Consider the following 14,161-nt stretch of genomic DNA (forward strand, 5'->3'; position numbering starts at 1 on the left):
TATTTTCTAACTTCTAATAGCCTGTACAAACACTAATAAATTTCCACTTTTAAAACGAATACGGGCAGTACTCTCGGTAATTGTATTTCGGGTTCCAATTCTGGTGGTTATGCTTAAATCTTCATCATGTAAGGGATATTTTACCCCTTCAGAATAAATATTTTTAGCTTCCGGAAATGGAAAAAGTGAAATAATTTCATCCTTAAAATCGATAATTTTGGTATCATTTTCAGCAAAAAAATAAAAGCCAAAATCATCAAAACACCTGATTTCAATTTCGTCTTTATGCTTCAACATCGAGTTCAGATTCCCTAAAAAATGATCCTGTTCTAAACCGCTACAGCCATAAACCGCCACACTTTTAAAACCCTCTTCGATAATAATCTTTAAAATTTTCTCGAAATCGGTCGCGTTTTGATCTGGCGTTTCTACAATTTTGGTTTCGGTATTAATTTCAGAAATCGCTAAAGAATCAAAATCTCCTGAAACCAGATCTGGCTGAACTCCGTTTTCTAAGAGTTTCGCATACGCACCATCGGTACAGTAAATTTTCTTAAAATCATCCAGCAAAGGCATGGTTTTAGGAAACTGACCGTTAATGAATAAAACAACCTGCGCTTCAGATTTATGCGTTTCCCTGCTCAGCTTCATTTAGTGTCTTTCCTCTAAAACTTTGGCAATATCTTTTAATCCATAGCCTTTAGCTTTTAAAAGAATAAGGTAGTGAAACAGCAAATCTGCGCTTTCGTTAAGGAAAAGATTTTCGTCATCGTCTTTGGCTTCGATCACTACCTCAACAGCTTCTTCCCCTACTTTTTGAGCGATTTTATTCATTCCTTTATCAAAAAGGGACACCACATACGAATCCTTATCTTCACGAAGCTCTGGCTCTACCTCACTCATTTTTTTACGCTGAGCGATAATTCCTTCTAATTCTGATAAAAACCCGAAAGATGCTTCGTTTTCTTCGCCCCAACAGGTATCGGTTCCTTTATGGCAGGTTGGTCCCTGCGGATTTACCATGATCAAAAGCGTATCGTTATCACAATCATTTTTTATGGAAACAAGGTTCAAAAAGTTTCCACTTTCTTCGCCTTTGGTCCATAACCGATTCTTGGTTCGGCTAAAGAAAGTTACTTTTTTGGTCTCGTTGGTTTTTAAATAGGCTTCTTCATTCATATACCCCAACATCAGGACTTTTTTGGTGGTTGCATCCTGAATGATTGCGGGTACTAGTCCGTCGCTATTTTTATCAAAATTGATATTCATCTTTATAATTTTATATTCTTACAGGAATTCCCTGATTTGCCAGTTCTTTTTTAAGATCCGGAATTTCTATTTCTTTAAAATGAAAAACACTTGCTGCCAAAGCGGCATCGGCCTTTCCTTCTTTAAACGTATCTACAAAATGCTGAATACAACCCGCTCCCCCCGAAGCAATAATCGGGATATTCAGGTCTTCAGACAATTTCTTGAGTGCAATATTAGCAAAACCATCTTTAGTACCATCATTATTCATCGAGGTAAACAAAATCTCTCCTGCACCGCGCTGTTCTACTTCTTTGGCCCAATCGAATAAATCGAGTTCGGTTGGTACTTTACCGCCCACTAAATGTACGATCCATTGGCCATTTACCTGTTTTGCATCGATGGCTACAGTGATGCATTGCGCGCCAAACTTTTGGGAAAGCTCGTTAATTAAATCTGGATTTTTTACTGCGGAAGAGTTTACCGAAACCTTATCGGCCCCGTTCTTCAACAAAATATCGACGTCTTCTACAGAAGAAATTCCGCCGCCCACCGTAAACGGAATATTTACTTTTTCAGCCACTCGTAATACAAGATTCGCTAAAGTTTTACGACGCTCTTCGGTGGCCGAAATATCCAGAAAAACAAGCTCATCTGCTCCGGTTTCTGCATATTTTGCCGCGAGTTCTACCGGATCACCAGCATCTCTTAAATCCACGAAATTAACACCTTTAACGGTTCTTCCGTTTTTAATATCTAGGCAGGGGATTATTCTTTTTGTTAGCATTTTTTTAGTTTACAGTTTTTTAGCTGTCAGCAATCAGCTTTTAGCCTTCAGCTGTTTTTTTTCAAATATTTATCATTTCTAGTGTCCCGATTGCTATCGGGAAAAATGAAGTTGATAACTCTTAGTGCATTTCATTCAAAATTCAACATTTAGCATTCAAAATAAATCCTGACTCCTGACACTTTCAATTCACCACATCATCAAATCGGGACATTTTCAAATCAAACATTGAACAAATTTAAGATTTCTCGACTCGTACCTCGCTCGAAATGACGCGCATCTTGGGTCTTGGTTCCTGCCTCCTGCTTCTTACTTCCATCATCAAATCGGCACATTTTCAAATTAGACATTGAACAGCATAGCGGTCTAAAATCTAAATCCTAATTATTGTCCATCATTCAGGATGTAGCTCTCTAATTGTTTTAAGCCGATTCTTCCTTCGTAAATGGCTTTTCCGATGATTGTCCCTTCACAGCCTAAATCAGAAAGTTCCAGCAATTCGTCGAATTTCGATATTCCTCCTGAAGCGATTAGTTTTATTTCCGGATTCTCCCTTAAAATACGATCATAAAGATCGAAAGCGGGCCCCTGCAACATGCCGTCTTTAGAAATATCGGTACAGATCACGTATTCCACTCCTTCTTTTTGATATTCTGTAATAAAAGGGATCAATTCTTTCTCTGATTCTTCCAGCCAGCCACTTACCGCTACTTTCTCATTATTTGCATCGGCGCCCAAAATAATCTTTTCTGAACCGAATTTTTCCAGCCAGCTTTTAAAAGTATCCGCATCTTTTACCGCAATACTTCCGCCGGTAATTTGTTTTGCTCCGCATTCAAAAGCAATCTCCAGATCTTTGTCGGTTTTGAGTCCGCCGCCAAAATCGATTTTAAGATTGGTCTTTGAAGCTATCGTTTCTAAGATCTTATGATTTACGATGTGTTTTGATTTAGCCCCATCGAGATCGACCAAATGTAAGTATTCGATCCCGTGAGCTTCAAAAGATTTCGCCACCTCAAGCGGATTTTCATTGTATATTTTTTTGGTGTTATAATCACCTTTAGAAAGCCGTACACACTTTCCGTCAATTATATCTATAGCTGGTATTAAGCGCATTTGTTTTAGTTTACGGTTTACAGTTAATTGAGCTTTTAGCTATCAGCTGTCAGCTTTTTTATAATATTGAATTTAACATTTGTCATTTCGAGCGAAGTAAAACGGAGTCGAGAAATCTTTATTCATTCAAAATTAAGATTTTAGAATAATATGATCTTAAACCCTGTCTTCAACTTATAACAATATATTTTCAAATTGAACATTGATACTCTGAGATCTCTCCACTATGCCTGCCTTTCGGCGAAGCAAGGTCGAGATGACTAGGAATCAAAATTTTCATTTTTCATTCAAAATTCAGCTTTCAAATAATATTAGAATCAATTTTCAAATTATCAGATTAACACATCATCAAATTATTCATTCTCTAACTTCAAAAAGTTCTCAAGGATCTTTTCTCCGGCTTTGCTGCTTTTTTCCGGGTGAAATTGTACTCCGTAGAAATTATTTTTCTTGATGGCAGATGTATATTCTACTCCGTATTCAGTAGAACAAATCGTTTCTTCGCATTCTTTTACGTAAAAGCTATGCACCAGGTACACATACTCTTTTTCATTTACGCCTTCAAACAAATCTGATTGTAGGTCATAAATCTGATTCCAGCCAATTTGCGGCACTTTAACCGAATTATCGAACTTTACCACTTTAGCATCAAAAATCGACAATCCTGTGGTGTCCCCTTCTTCACAATATTCGCACATCAGTTGCATTCCCAGGCAAATTCCTAAAACCGGTTGTTTTAGCTGCGGAATCACTTTATCGAGTCCGGTTGACTTAAGCATCTTCATGGCGCTGCTGGCTTCTCCTACTCCAGGAAAAATCACCTTGTCTGCCGACTTTATTTCTTCAGCGTCATCAGTTAAAACCGCATCAAAACCTAATCGTTTTATGGCGAATTTGATACTTTGAATATTTCCCGCGCCGTAATCTATAATTGCTATTCCCCCTTTCTTTCCCCCAGAGGGGGAAGATTCAGAGGATTTGTTTTTTCCTAGTTCACTCATATTTTTAAATTATTTTATTCCCCTTTGGGGTTAGGGGATTAAAGCATTCCTTTTGTTGAGGGTAAAATCATTTTCTCGGTATCTCTTTTTACCGCCATTTTAATTGCTTTTGCAAAGGCTTTAAAAATCGCTTCGATCTTATGATGCTCATTGGTACCTTCAGCTTTTACATTTAGATTGGCTTTCGCCCCATCGGTAAACGATTTAAAGAAATGGTAAAACATTTCTGTAGGCATTTTCCCAACCATTTCACGTTTAAAATCGGCTTCCCAAACTAACCAATTTCGGCCGCCAAAATCAATCGCTACCTGCGCCAGGCAATCGTCCATTGGCAGGCAAAATCCGTATCGCTCTATTCCCAACTTATTACCCAAAGCTTTTGCATACACTTCTCCTAAAGCAATGGCCGTATCTTCTATGGTGTGGTGCTCATCAACTTCTAGATCACCATCTACTTTTACCTCCAGATCCATCTGGCCATGACGAGCGATCTGATCTAACATGTGATCGAAAAATGCGATCCCGGTAGCAATGTCAGCTTTTCCGGTTCCGTCAAGATTAAGCTTGATCTTAATATCAGTTTCGTTGGTTTTTCTGGCAATTTCAGCGGTACGATCTTTCAGTTTTAAAAACTCATAAATAGCTTTCCAGCTGGAAGTTTTCAGTACAATCGTTTCTTTCAACTTCGAAACATCATTTTTCAATTCATCGGTCGCTAAATCTTCATGGGTATCGATAAAAATCCCTTTTCCGCCGAAATTATAAGCAAATTCAATATCGGTCATACGATCACCGATCATGATCGAATTTGTCATATCGTAGGCTTCAGAATTCAGATATTTTCTTTCCAGTAGTCCTGTATTTGGCTTTCGGGTAGGCTGATTGTCTTTTGCAAAAGTTCGATCGATTAGGATATCACTGAATTTCACGCCCTCGTTTTCGAAAGTTTTCACCACAAAATTCTGAATCGGCCAAAATTGATCTTCAGGATAAACCTCGGTTCCCAAACCATCCTGATTGGTCACCATCACCAATTCGTAATCCAACTCTTTGGCGATTTTCGATAAATAAAACAAAGCTTCCGGGTAAAACTCCAGTTTTTCTAATTTGTCTACCTGATAATCTTCTGGCTCCAGGATAATCGTTCCGTCACGATCTATAAATAAAACTTTTTGCATTTTAATTAGATTAGGCTTTTTAAAGCGGCAATTAATTTTTGATTTTCTTGAGTGGTTCCTACGGTTAATCGTAGGGTATTTTCGCAAAGCGGTTGTGTGGTTCTGTTTCTTATTACGATTCCTTTTTCGATCAATTGATTGTACCTGTCCGTAGCATTATCGACTTTTACCAATATAAAATTAGCGTCTGATGGATAGATTTTTTCGACATAAGGAACTTCCAGCAACACTTTAAATAACTCTTCTCTACCTTTTAGAATATCAGCAATTTCGCTCTTTACATTATCCACATCTACAATACGATTTAAGGCACGTTGCTGTGTTAATTGGTTTACATTATAAGGAGGTTTGATTTTCTTTAAAATCTCGATAATTTCTTCGGAAGCGCAACAGATTCCCAAACGGATTCCTGCCATACCATAAGCTTTAGAAAGTGTTTGTGTAATGACCAAATTTGGATATTCCTGAAGTCTGTTTAACCAGCTTTCTTTTCCTGAAAAATCAATATAAGCCTCGTCAATTATTACCAATCCGTTAAAATTTTGAAGCAGTTTTTCTACTTTTTCTTCTGAAAAAGTATTCCCAGTAGGATTGTTTGGCGAACAAAGAAATAACAGTTTAGAATTCTCGTCTGTTTTATCTAATATCGCTGAAACCTGTGGCTCAAAATCCTTTGAAAGTAACACTTCCCTATTTTCGATATTGTTAATTTCTGAAAGCACTTTATACATCCCATACGTTGGCGGAAGCGTGATCACATTGTCTTTTCCCGGCTCACAAAACGCCCTGAATAACAAGTCTAATACCTCGTCGCTACCATTTCCTAATAGAATCTGCTCTGGCTTTATCCCTTTGATTTTTGCCAGCTCGTCCTTTACGTTTCGTTGATGCGGATCTGGATAGCGGTTTACATCGGTTTGATAGGGATTTTCATTGGCATCGAGAAAAACCATCTCGGTTCCGGTCGATTTATATTCATCGCGAGCGGAAGAATATGGTTTTAAATTCTTCACGTTCTCACGAACAAGGTTTTGTATGTTTCTATTGGTGGGCATTTTTGTTTTATGGCTTTCAGTTTATTTTTTTATTCGTTATTTCGGAATTGATCCGTGATCTTAACATATTTAGAATCCACTGGATGAGATGCTGAAACAAGTTCAGCATGACGCCTTTCCGCGGACTTGATCCTTGAACCCCATCGTTTTTTCTCACTCAAAGGAGATGCTGAATCAAACCTGCCTGCCGAATGGTAAGGTTCAGCATAACATCTTTCCGTCATCCCTGACTTGATCCGGGATCTCATCATCCTTGGACTCAACTGGATGAGATGCTAAAACAAGTTCAGCATGACGACTTTCTGCGGACTTGATCCTTGAACCCCATCGTTTTTTCTCACTCAAAGGAGATGCTGAATCAAACCTGCCTGCCGAATGGTAAGGTTCAGCATAACATCTTTCCGTCATCCCGGACCTGTTCCGGGATCTCATCATCCTTGGACTCAACTGGATGAGATGCTGAAACAAGTTCAGCATGACGCCTTTCCGCGGACTTGATCCTTGAACTTCATCTTTTTTTTCTCACTCAAAGGAGATGCTGAATCAAACCTGCCTGCCGAATGGTAAGGTTCAGCATAACATCTTTCCGTCATCCCGGACCTGTTCCGGGATCTCATCATCCTTGGACTCAACTGGATGAGATGCTGAAACAAGTTCAGCATGACGACTCGTTTTCAAAATTAATATTCTAATGTTTCAAATTTTGGATTAAGAGATCTTATTAGATTCAACTTCCATTGTTTTTTCCAATTTTTTATTTGCTTTTCTCTTACTATTGCTTGATTAATATCACTAAACTCTTCAAAATAAATTAGATCTTTTATCTTATATTTCTTAGTAAAATTACTTCCCCTTCCACTCTGATGATCCGCTATTCTTTTCCTTAAATCATTTGTGACACCTGTGTAAAAAACCGTCCGGTATTTATTTGTCATAATGTATACAAACGATATCTTCATTTTACTTAGCTAATTACTAATCCGCACTAATTCGAGATCTTATCAATATCCTTTACAAACTGGATGAGATGCTGAAACAAGTTCAGCATGACTTTAATTTTAAAATCATTCAAAATTCAACATTTAGCATTCAAAATAAATCCTGATTCTCGTCTCTTGTTTCTTTAGTCTATCTTCTACCTTCTAACAGCGCAGCGATCTCAAATCTAATTATCAAATTGGCAAATCAACACATTAGCACATTAACCAAGATCTTTCAATCGCAACGAAACTGCATTTTTATGGGCTTGTAAACCTTCGGCTTCAGCCATTAACTCGATCGCCGGGCCAATGCTTTTTATTCCTTCTTCTGAAATTTGCTGAAACGTCATACTCTTCATAAAACTATCCAGATTTACGCCGCTATATTGCTTTGCGTAACCGTTGGTCGGCAAAGTATGATTGGTTCCAGAAGCATAATCTCCTGCACTTTCTGGAGTATAATTTCCTATAAATACAGAACCTGCATTTATAATTCCATCAGTATAAAATTTGTTCTTCTCTGTAGAAATGATAAAATGTTCCGGGCCGTACTCATTGATTAAGTCTATCGCGATTTCATCATTCTCCACATAGATCAATTTTGAATTCTCGATAGCTTTTTCTGCAATAGCTTTTCTTGGCAATGCTGACAACTGATCTTCCACCGCTACTTCTACTTCGTCCAAGAATGTTTTTGAAGTCGAAACTAAAATGACCTGACTATCGACACCATGCTCTGCCTGACTCAGTAAATCTGAAGCTACATAAGATGGTTTGGCCGAATCGTCTGCAACTACTAACAATTCTGATGGTCCTGCTGGCATATCGATCGATACATTGTGGCGAGTGGCTAACTGCTTGGCTACCGTTACAAATTGATTCCCCGGCCCAAAAATTTTATACACTTTGGGTACCGTTTCCGTTCCGAAAGTCAATGCCGCAATCGCCTGGATGCCGCCTATCTTATTGATCTTTGTTACTCCGCATAAATTTGCCGTATATAAAATCGCTGGATGAACTTTTCCTTCTTTATTTGGTGGTGTGCAAAGCACGATTTCTTTACAACCTGCAATCGCCGCCGGCACTGCCAACATCAATATTGTTGAAAATAAAGGTGCGCTTCCTCCAGGAATATATAATCCAATCTTTTGAATCGGTCTTTTTTCCTGCCAGCATTTTACGCCACTGGTGGTCTCTACTTCTACTTTCTCGGTTTTTTGAGCGGCATGGAATTTTTCAATATTCTTTTTCGCTAAAAGAATGGCCGATTTTAATTCTTCTGAAATTTCAGTTTCTGCGGCTGCAATTTCTTCTGAAGTTGCCAGCGTATTTTCAAGTTTAATCCCATCGAACATATCGGTATATTTTGCTACCGCTACATCTCCTTTAGCTTTTACTTCAGCAAAAATTTGGTTTACCGTGTCTTCAATATCATCTACGGTTTTTGTTGGCCGTTTTAAAACAGCTTGCCAGTCTGATTTTGAAGGATTATATATTTTGTTCATTTCTTTAAGTTTACAGTTTTTGTTGGTTGTTAGCCTCTGGCTTTCAGCCTTCAGCTGTCAGCTTTTAATTTATGATTTCATTTCTCCAGTGTCATTTCGAGCCTGCCTCGCCGGCAGGCAGGCATAGTGAAACAGAGTCGAGAAATCTCATCATAAATAATTCTCCATATCTCTTTTCTATTTTCTCTCTTCTTACTTCTAACTTCCTCTGGCTTCGATACGGTTACTCCTTCTTCGCAATCACTCAGCCGCCGGAACATCTAAGCTTTCATTTAAAATTCAGAATCAGTAATGGAAAATTAATTTTCAAATTACCACATTAACACATCATCAAATTAATTACAACACCATTTTCTCGATCGGCACTACCAGTAATCCTTCTGCGCCGTGTTGTTTTAATTCGTCGATCACTTCCCAAAAACGCTCTTCGTTGATCACGGTGTGAATAGAGCTCCATCCTTTTTCCGCTAACGGTAAAACGGTAGGAGAACGCATTCCCGGTAATAGCCTGATGATATCATCTAACTTATCGTTTGGAGCGTTTAACAAAATGTATTTTGAGGTGCGCGCGTTTAAAACCGATTTAATCCTGAATTGCAACTGATCTAAAATCTGTTGGCGCTCTTCAGAAATCTTTGGTGAAATGGCTAAAATCGCCTCACTCTTCAACATGACTTCAGCTTCTTTTAGATTGTTTTTAAATAAGGTACTTCCGCTGGAAACGATATCACAAATCGCATCGGCCAAACCGATATTAGGAGCAATTTCAACAGATCCATTAATAATGTGCAACTCTGCCGTGATCCCCTTTTCAGCTAAATATTCTTTCACCGTATTTGGGTAACTGGTGGCGATTTTCTTTCCTTCCAGATCCTGAATTCCGTTATATCTTACCGATTTTGGAACCGCAAGGGAAACCCGACATTTCGAGAATCCCAGTTTCTCACCACGAATAATATCTTTCCCTTTTTCTACCAGTACGTTCTCACCAAGAATAGCAACATCTACCACGCCATCTCTTAAATACTGCGGAATATCCCCGTTTCGTAGATATAATACATCTACTGGGAAATTGCGGGCTGAAGCTTTTAACTGCTCTTTCCCGTTATCTATTGAAATCCCGGCGTCTTTTAAGATCTGTAGCGAATCTTCATTTAGGCGGCCAGATTTTTGAATTGCGATTCTTAGTTTTTCTTTTTTCATCACAAAAGCATTTTATTTTTAGTGCTTAGTTATTTAAGTTTTAAAATTTGAACAAATAAAAAACCCGTTTGATTAGCTCAAACGGGTTTCTAAATATGCTTAACATGACCACATATCAAATTTACCTCGCCTGAGCGCAGCAGTAAATATGATGGTGGTGATGTAATTGTATCGTTCTCATTATGACAGCAAATCTAAGTATTAATTTTAAAATTCAAAATCAGAATTTAAAATTTCTACGATAAATTTTAGTTATCTCCTAAAATTAGTGGCAATCCATTTTCACCCGAGCCAATGATTACGGTTTTTGCATTGCCCGATTTTGCAAGTTCTAAAGTGGCCTGGATTCCTTTTTCCTGTAATACTTTATCGGTTAAAGACTCACTTAAAATTCGGTTTGCCCGCGCTTTACCTTCTGCATCGATTCGCTGGCGCTCAGCTTCCTGCTCGGCTTTGGTTAATCTGTATTCGTATTCTAAAGATTCCTGCTCCTGCCTTAACTTACGCTCTATAGCGTCTTTAATGGTTGATGGCAATGAAACATCACGTACTAAAACTTCGTTTACCTGCACGTATTGTTCTTTTAAAAGAATCTGTGTTTCTTCTAAAATCTCTTCCTGAATGGCTTCACGCTTGCTGGAATATAATTGCTCTGGATTATATCTACCTACTACCGCACGTGTGGCTGAACGTAAAGCGGGTTTTAGTAAACGTTCGATATACGCTTCACTTTTCTCTTTGTGTAATTTTCCCAAATCTTCATAAGAGGGCTGAAACCAAACGGAAGCATCTAGTTTTATCTCTAATCCATTTGAAGATAACACCGTCATCTTTTCGTCTAAAGATTGTTGCCGTACTTCGTATACAAAAACCCTGTTCCATGGGGCCACTAAATGAAACCCTTCGTTTAACGGCGGTTCATCGGTCACCACTCCATTTCCAAAAGTTTTATACAACACTCCCGCTTCACCGGAACCAATCGTAATTGTAGATTTAGAAATAAAAATGATTAAAACAACCAATCCTATAAAAATTGGTATTGCAATCTTAGGTAATCTATCCATAAATAATTTATTAAATTAAACCTTTATATTTTCTGTAAAACCACTCTCCCGCCAACAGCCCAATCAATACAAACAATAAAATGTACCAATCGATTATGGGGCGAGATTTAGTGCTTTCTTTTCGTATAATAGAAAAACGACTATCATCTAAAAGTTGTTTTTTTAACTCCTGAAGCTGATTGGGGAAATAAGCCTGGCTATCATTTTTAAGCGCCAGACTATTTAATTTTGAAAAATTTGCTGAAGAAAACTGTTCTTCTACATCGAACGAAATTACGGAAAATTTACCTGACTTTTTTATTCCTGAATTTTCCTCGGTGACGCTGAAATTATACTCCCCCGGTTGAAGATTATTAAAACGAACTTCATAAAAATTATTCCGTAACAAAAACCTGGAATCTAATGCTAAATTTAAACGATCATTTTCTAGTTGAATCTGAAGATTTGCATTAGGATCAAACTGGTAATTTTCATCAAAAAACTGAGCGTCAAATTTTACAATTTCGTTAGAATAATAGAACGATTGATAATCGATAGTTAAGCGTTCCTTTTTCTTTTTAGAAGATAAGTTTTGTATAAGGCCACCAATAAAATTATCAAACTTTTCAAAACTTTGATGGTCTATAAAAACTTTAGTTCGCCACCGCCAGATGTTTTCTCCGAACAAATACGCTGAACCTCTATCGTTATTTTTTACCATCATCAATAAAGGCTCACTGGTACTTACACCTTCGATTTTTTGATAAAGCAACGCATCAAAATTGGTGTTGATTTTTAAATCTCCGAACTTATCCTGAAGCGGGGGCAGCTCTAAAAATCCAATATCTTCAAACTGAAATTGGTTAAAATTAGGATTCATTACCGCATAAAAATCCTGCTCCTCATTACTGATGTTTTTTGATAAATAGGGGATCGATTTCTGAATAGCGTTCCAATTGGTCTTGGTTCCGGTAATAATAAAATAATTCAAATTGGCATCATTTACAGCCTTAAACCAAGTATTAAAGTTATTATTTGGCTGATAAAATATAACCAACTGATATTCATTTAATTTTATATTATTTTCGCTAGTATATTTTATACTTACTTTTCGCTGCTTATTTGTTTCTATAGCTTTTTTAAGCACTCCCAAATCTGGATGTGCAATACTGCTTAAAATTAAAACCGAAGTGCGTTCATCGATCACCTCAACCGCAAAATTATTTTTATTATTGATGGTGTTCTTTTCATTTTCTAGCGGAAGAATTTCTGCGGAATAGGTTTGCGTACCCAACTGCGAAGCGGGTAGATTTGCTTCTACCCTAATGGATCTGTTTGCTGCAGAAAAATTCAAATTTTCAGAAAAAACAGTTTTTCCATTTGTTGAAATCTGAAACCTTGAAGCGATATTTTTTGAAGCTGAATAATTTACAAAAATCTCTACCGGAAATTTATTTTCCAGAAAAGCATATCGATTTACATTTAGTTTTGAGATACTGAGATCTGGGAATTTTGTGGTATCGCCAATGACAATTGGAAAGATTTTCTGATTCTTAGAAGCATTAAAATATTGAAAATCCCTACCCAAAGTCTGGTTGCCATCACTAACCAAAATCGTGGCATTTTGCTTGTTTTTAAAGCCTGATTTTATATCATCCAAAACCCTAAAAATATCGGTTTGTTTTGCGCTAAAATCAGCCGAATCTATCGTAGAAATTTCACTACCAAAATGTATATTCTGAACATTAAAACGTTCATTAATTTCTTCATCATTATTGAAAAATTCAGCTATTCCTACTAATTTATTTTCCTGATGAAGATGGGCAATCGATGCAGAATTATCTAAAGCAAGGACTAAATCTGGCTTTTCCCTTTTAATCACAACCGATTCAATCTTTGGGTTAATTAATAAAAAAAGTAGCGTAAAAACGCTTAAAGCACGTAAAATAAAAAGGATTGTTCGCTGCCTGCCACTGCGCTTAGATTTCACATAATATTGAAAATAAGAAAACCCCAGCGCAACGCATGCAGCCAGGGTTAGATATATTATGTTGAGTATGGTCATTAATCGGTTTTGGGTTGTAATTTAAGAGAATATTAAGGCTTTACCAACCAAAACCTGAAAAACGACCTGAATTATTTAATCCCTCATTAAGGGTTTGATTTCCCAAGGCTTCCATGAAAGTTAAAAAAAGGATTTCCTCTTCTTAGCTTGTGGGATTGCCTAGAGCTTCTTTATTTTTATAGCTTAAGTTAGCATTCCGCCATCTACGTTAAGCACCTGCCCGGTAACATAAGCACTTAGATCGCTACCTAAAAACACACAGGCATTAGCAATGTCTTCAGGAGTTCCGCCACGTTTTAAAGGAATATTATCTCTCCATCCCTGTACTACTTTTTCGTCTAACTTCTCGGTCATTTCAGTTTCAATAAAACCAGGAGCGATCACATTCGTACGAATATTACGAGAACCAAGTTCTAGCGCCATAGATTTACTAAAACCAATAATTCCGGCTTTAGAAGCCGCGTAGTTTGCCTGACCGGCATTTCCTTTTACCCCAACAACAGAACTCATATTAATGATGCTTCCTTTACGTTGTTTAAGCATGGTACGTTGTACTGCTTTGGTCATATTAAAGATCGATTTAAGGTTAACTTCGATCACGCGATCAAAATCTTCCTCACTCATACGCATTAGCAGGTTATCTTTTGTGATCCCGGCATTGTTTACCAGAATATCGATAGCTCCAAAATCTTCAGCTACATGTTTAATTAATTCCTGCGCCTGTTCAAAATCGGCTGCATTAGATTTATAGCCTTTCGCCTTGATTCCGCTTTCAGAAAGCTCGTTTTCTAGCTCTTTGGCAGCTTCTTCAGAGGAGTTATACGTAAATGCCACATTTGCACCATGGGCTGCAAACACTTTTGCTATACCTCTACCAATACCACGGCTTCCGCCGGTTACGATAGCATTTTTACCTTCTAATAATTTCATATGTATTATAGTAAGTTAGATTTATCTTCGTCAAATATAAGAATATGCAT

13 protein-coding genes are annotated in these 14,161 nt (G+C 37.4%); all 13 read right to left on the minus strand.

Annotated elements, in window-relative coordinates; genetic code table 11:
* Positions 1-6 precede the first annotated feature (6 nt).
* Entirely contained in the window at positions 7-651 is a 645-nt protein-coding gene (locus L1967_RS09300; RefSeq protein WP_249601389.1) for a thiamine diphosphokinase, read from the minus strand.
* Positions 652-1,269, minus strand: a complete 618-nt coding sequence (gene hisIE / locus L1967_RS09305; protein WP_249601390.1) for a bifunctional phosphoribosyl-AMP cyclohydrolase/phosphoribosyl-ATP diphosphatase HisIE — start codon at positions 1,267-1,269, stop codon at positions 652-654.
* A 10-nt stretch (positions 1,270-1,279) separates the two neighbouring features.
* Positions 1,280-2,035: an imidazole glycerol phosphate synthase subunit HisF gene (gene hisF / locus L1967_RS09310; protein ID WP_249601391.1), complete on the minus strand. Its 756-nt coding sequence runs from the start codon at positions 2,033-2,035 to the stop codon at positions 1,280-1,282.
* A gap of 384 nt (positions 2,036-2,419) precedes the next feature.
* A complete protein-coding gene (hisA, locus tag L1967_RS09315) occupies positions 2,420-3,151 on the minus strand; it encodes a 1-(5-phosphoribosyl)-5-[(5-phosphoribosylamino)methylideneamino]imidazole-4-carboxamide isomerase (RefSeq protein WP_249601392.1) in 732 nt (243 codons plus the stop codon).
* Positions 3,152-3,504: 353 nt separating this feature from the next.
* Entirely contained in the window at positions 3,505-4,152 is a 648-nt protein-coding gene (gene hisH, locus L1967_RS09320; protein ID WP_249601393.1) for an imidazole glycerol phosphate synthase subunit HisH, read from the minus strand.
* 38 nt (positions 4,153-4,190) lie between these two features.
* Positions 4,191-5,330 carry a bifunctional histidinol-phosphatase/imidazoleglycerol-phosphate dehydratase HisB gene (hisB, locus tag L1967_RS09325; protein WP_249601394.1) on the minus strand — a complete coding sequence of 380 codons (1,140 nt, stop codon included), beginning with the start codon at positions 5,328-5,330 and terminating at the stop codon, positions 4,191-4,193.
* Positions 5,331-5,335: 5 nt separating this feature from the next.
* A complete protein-coding gene (gene hisC / locus L1967_RS09330) occupies positions 5,336-6,385 on the minus strand; it encodes a histidinol-phosphate transaminase (RefSeq protein WP_249601395.1) in 1,050 nt (349 codons plus the stop codon).
* A gap of 680 nt (positions 6,386-7,065) precedes the next feature.
* Positions 7,066-7,320 carry a GIY-YIG nuclease family protein gene (locus tag L1967_RS09335; protein WP_249601396.1) on the minus strand — a complete coding sequence of 85 codons (255 nt, stop codon included), beginning with the start codon at positions 7,318-7,320 and terminating at the stop codon, positions 7,066-7,068.
* A 266-nt stretch (positions 7,321-7,586) separates the two neighbouring features.
* Positions 7,587-8,870, minus strand: coding sequence for a histidinol dehydrogenase (gene hisD, locus L1967_RS09340; protein WP_249601397.1), 1,284 nt, complete (start codon positions 8,868-8,870; stop codon positions 7,587-7,589).
* A 339-nt stretch (positions 8,871-9,209) separates the two neighbouring features.
* Positions 9,210-10,073 (minus strand): ATP phosphoribosyltransferase, encoded by an 864-nt coding sequence (gene hisG, locus L1967_RS09345; RefSeq protein WP_249601398.1) that lies wholly within the window; start codon positions 10,071-10,073, stop codon positions 9,210-9,212.
* Positions 10,074-10,321: 248 nt separating this feature from the next.
* Positions 10,322-11,137, minus strand: a complete 816-nt coding sequence (locus L1967_RS09350; protein WP_249601399.1) for a prohibitin family protein — start codon at positions 11,135-11,137, stop codon at positions 10,322-10,324.
* A gap of 10 nt (positions 11,138-11,147) precedes the next feature.
* Entirely contained in the window at positions 11,148-13,181 is a 2,034-nt protein-coding gene (locus L1967_RS09355) for a VWA domain-containing protein (RefSeq protein WP_249601400.1), read from the minus strand.
* 183 nt (positions 13,182-13,364) lie between these two features.
* Positions 13,365-14,111 carry a 3-oxoacyl-[acyl-carrier-protein] reductase gene (gene fabG / locus L1967_RS09360; RefSeq protein WP_249601401.1) on the minus strand — a complete coding sequence of 249 codons (747 nt, stop codon included), beginning with the start codon at positions 14,109-14,111 and terminating at the stop codon, positions 13,365-13,367.
* Between the last annotated feature and the right edge of the window lie 50 nt (positions 14,112-14,161).

It is taken from the genome of Zunongwangia pacifica (assembly GCF_023499215.1).
GTDB classification, from domain to species: domain Bacteria; phylum Bacteroidota; class Bacteroidia; order Flavobacteriales; family Flavobacteriaceae; genus Zunongwangia; species Zunongwangia pacifica.

Coding starts and splice junctions, on each gene's coding strand:
- L1967_RS09300 (WP_249601389.1), bottom strand. CDS start 651: ATGAAGCTGAGCAGGGAAACGCATAAATCTGAAGCGCAGGTTGTTTTA.
- hisIE (WP_249601390.1), bottom strand. CDS start 1,269: ATGAATATCAATTTTGATAAAAATAGCGACGGACTAGTACCCGCAATC.
- hisF (WP_249601391.1), bottom strand. CDS start 2,035: ATGCTAACAAAAAGAATAATCCCCTGCCTAGATATTAAAAACGGAAGA.
- hisA (WP_249601392.1), bottom strand. CDS start 3,151: ATGCGCTTAATACCAGCTATAGATATAATTGACGGAAAGTGTGTACGG.
- hisH (WP_249601393.1), bottom strand. CDS start 4,152: ATGAGTGAACTAGGAAAAAACAAATCCTCTGAATCTTCCCCCTCTGGG.
- hisB (WP_249601394.1), bottom strand. CDS start 5,330: ATGCAAAAAGTTTTATTTATAGATCGTGACGGAACGATTATCCTGGAG.
- hisC (WP_249601395.1), bottom strand. CDS start 6,385: ATGCCCACCAATAGAAACATACAAAACCTTGTTCGTGAGAACGTGAAG.
- L1967_RS09335 (WP_249601396.1), bottom strand. CDS start 7,320: ATGACAAATAAATACCGGACGGTTTTTTACACAGGTGTCACAAATGAT.
- hisD (WP_249601397.1), bottom strand. CDS start 8,870: ATGAACAAAATATATAATCCTTCAAAATCAGACTGGCAAGCTGTTTTA.
- hisG (WP_249601398.1), bottom strand. CDS start 10,073: ATGAAAAAAGAAAAACTAAGAATCGCAATTCAAAAATCTGGCCGCCTA.
- L1967_RS09350 (WP_249601399.1), bottom strand. CDS start 11,137: ATGGATAGATTACCTAAGATTGCAATACCAATTTTTATAGGATTGGTT.
- L1967_RS09355 (WP_249601400.1), bottom strand. CDS start 13,181: ATGACCATACTCAACATAATATATCTAACCCTGGCTGCATGCGTTGCG.
- fabG (WP_249601401.1), bottom strand. CDS start 14,111: ATGAAATTATTAGAAGGTAAAAATGCTATCGTAACCGGCGGAAGCCGT.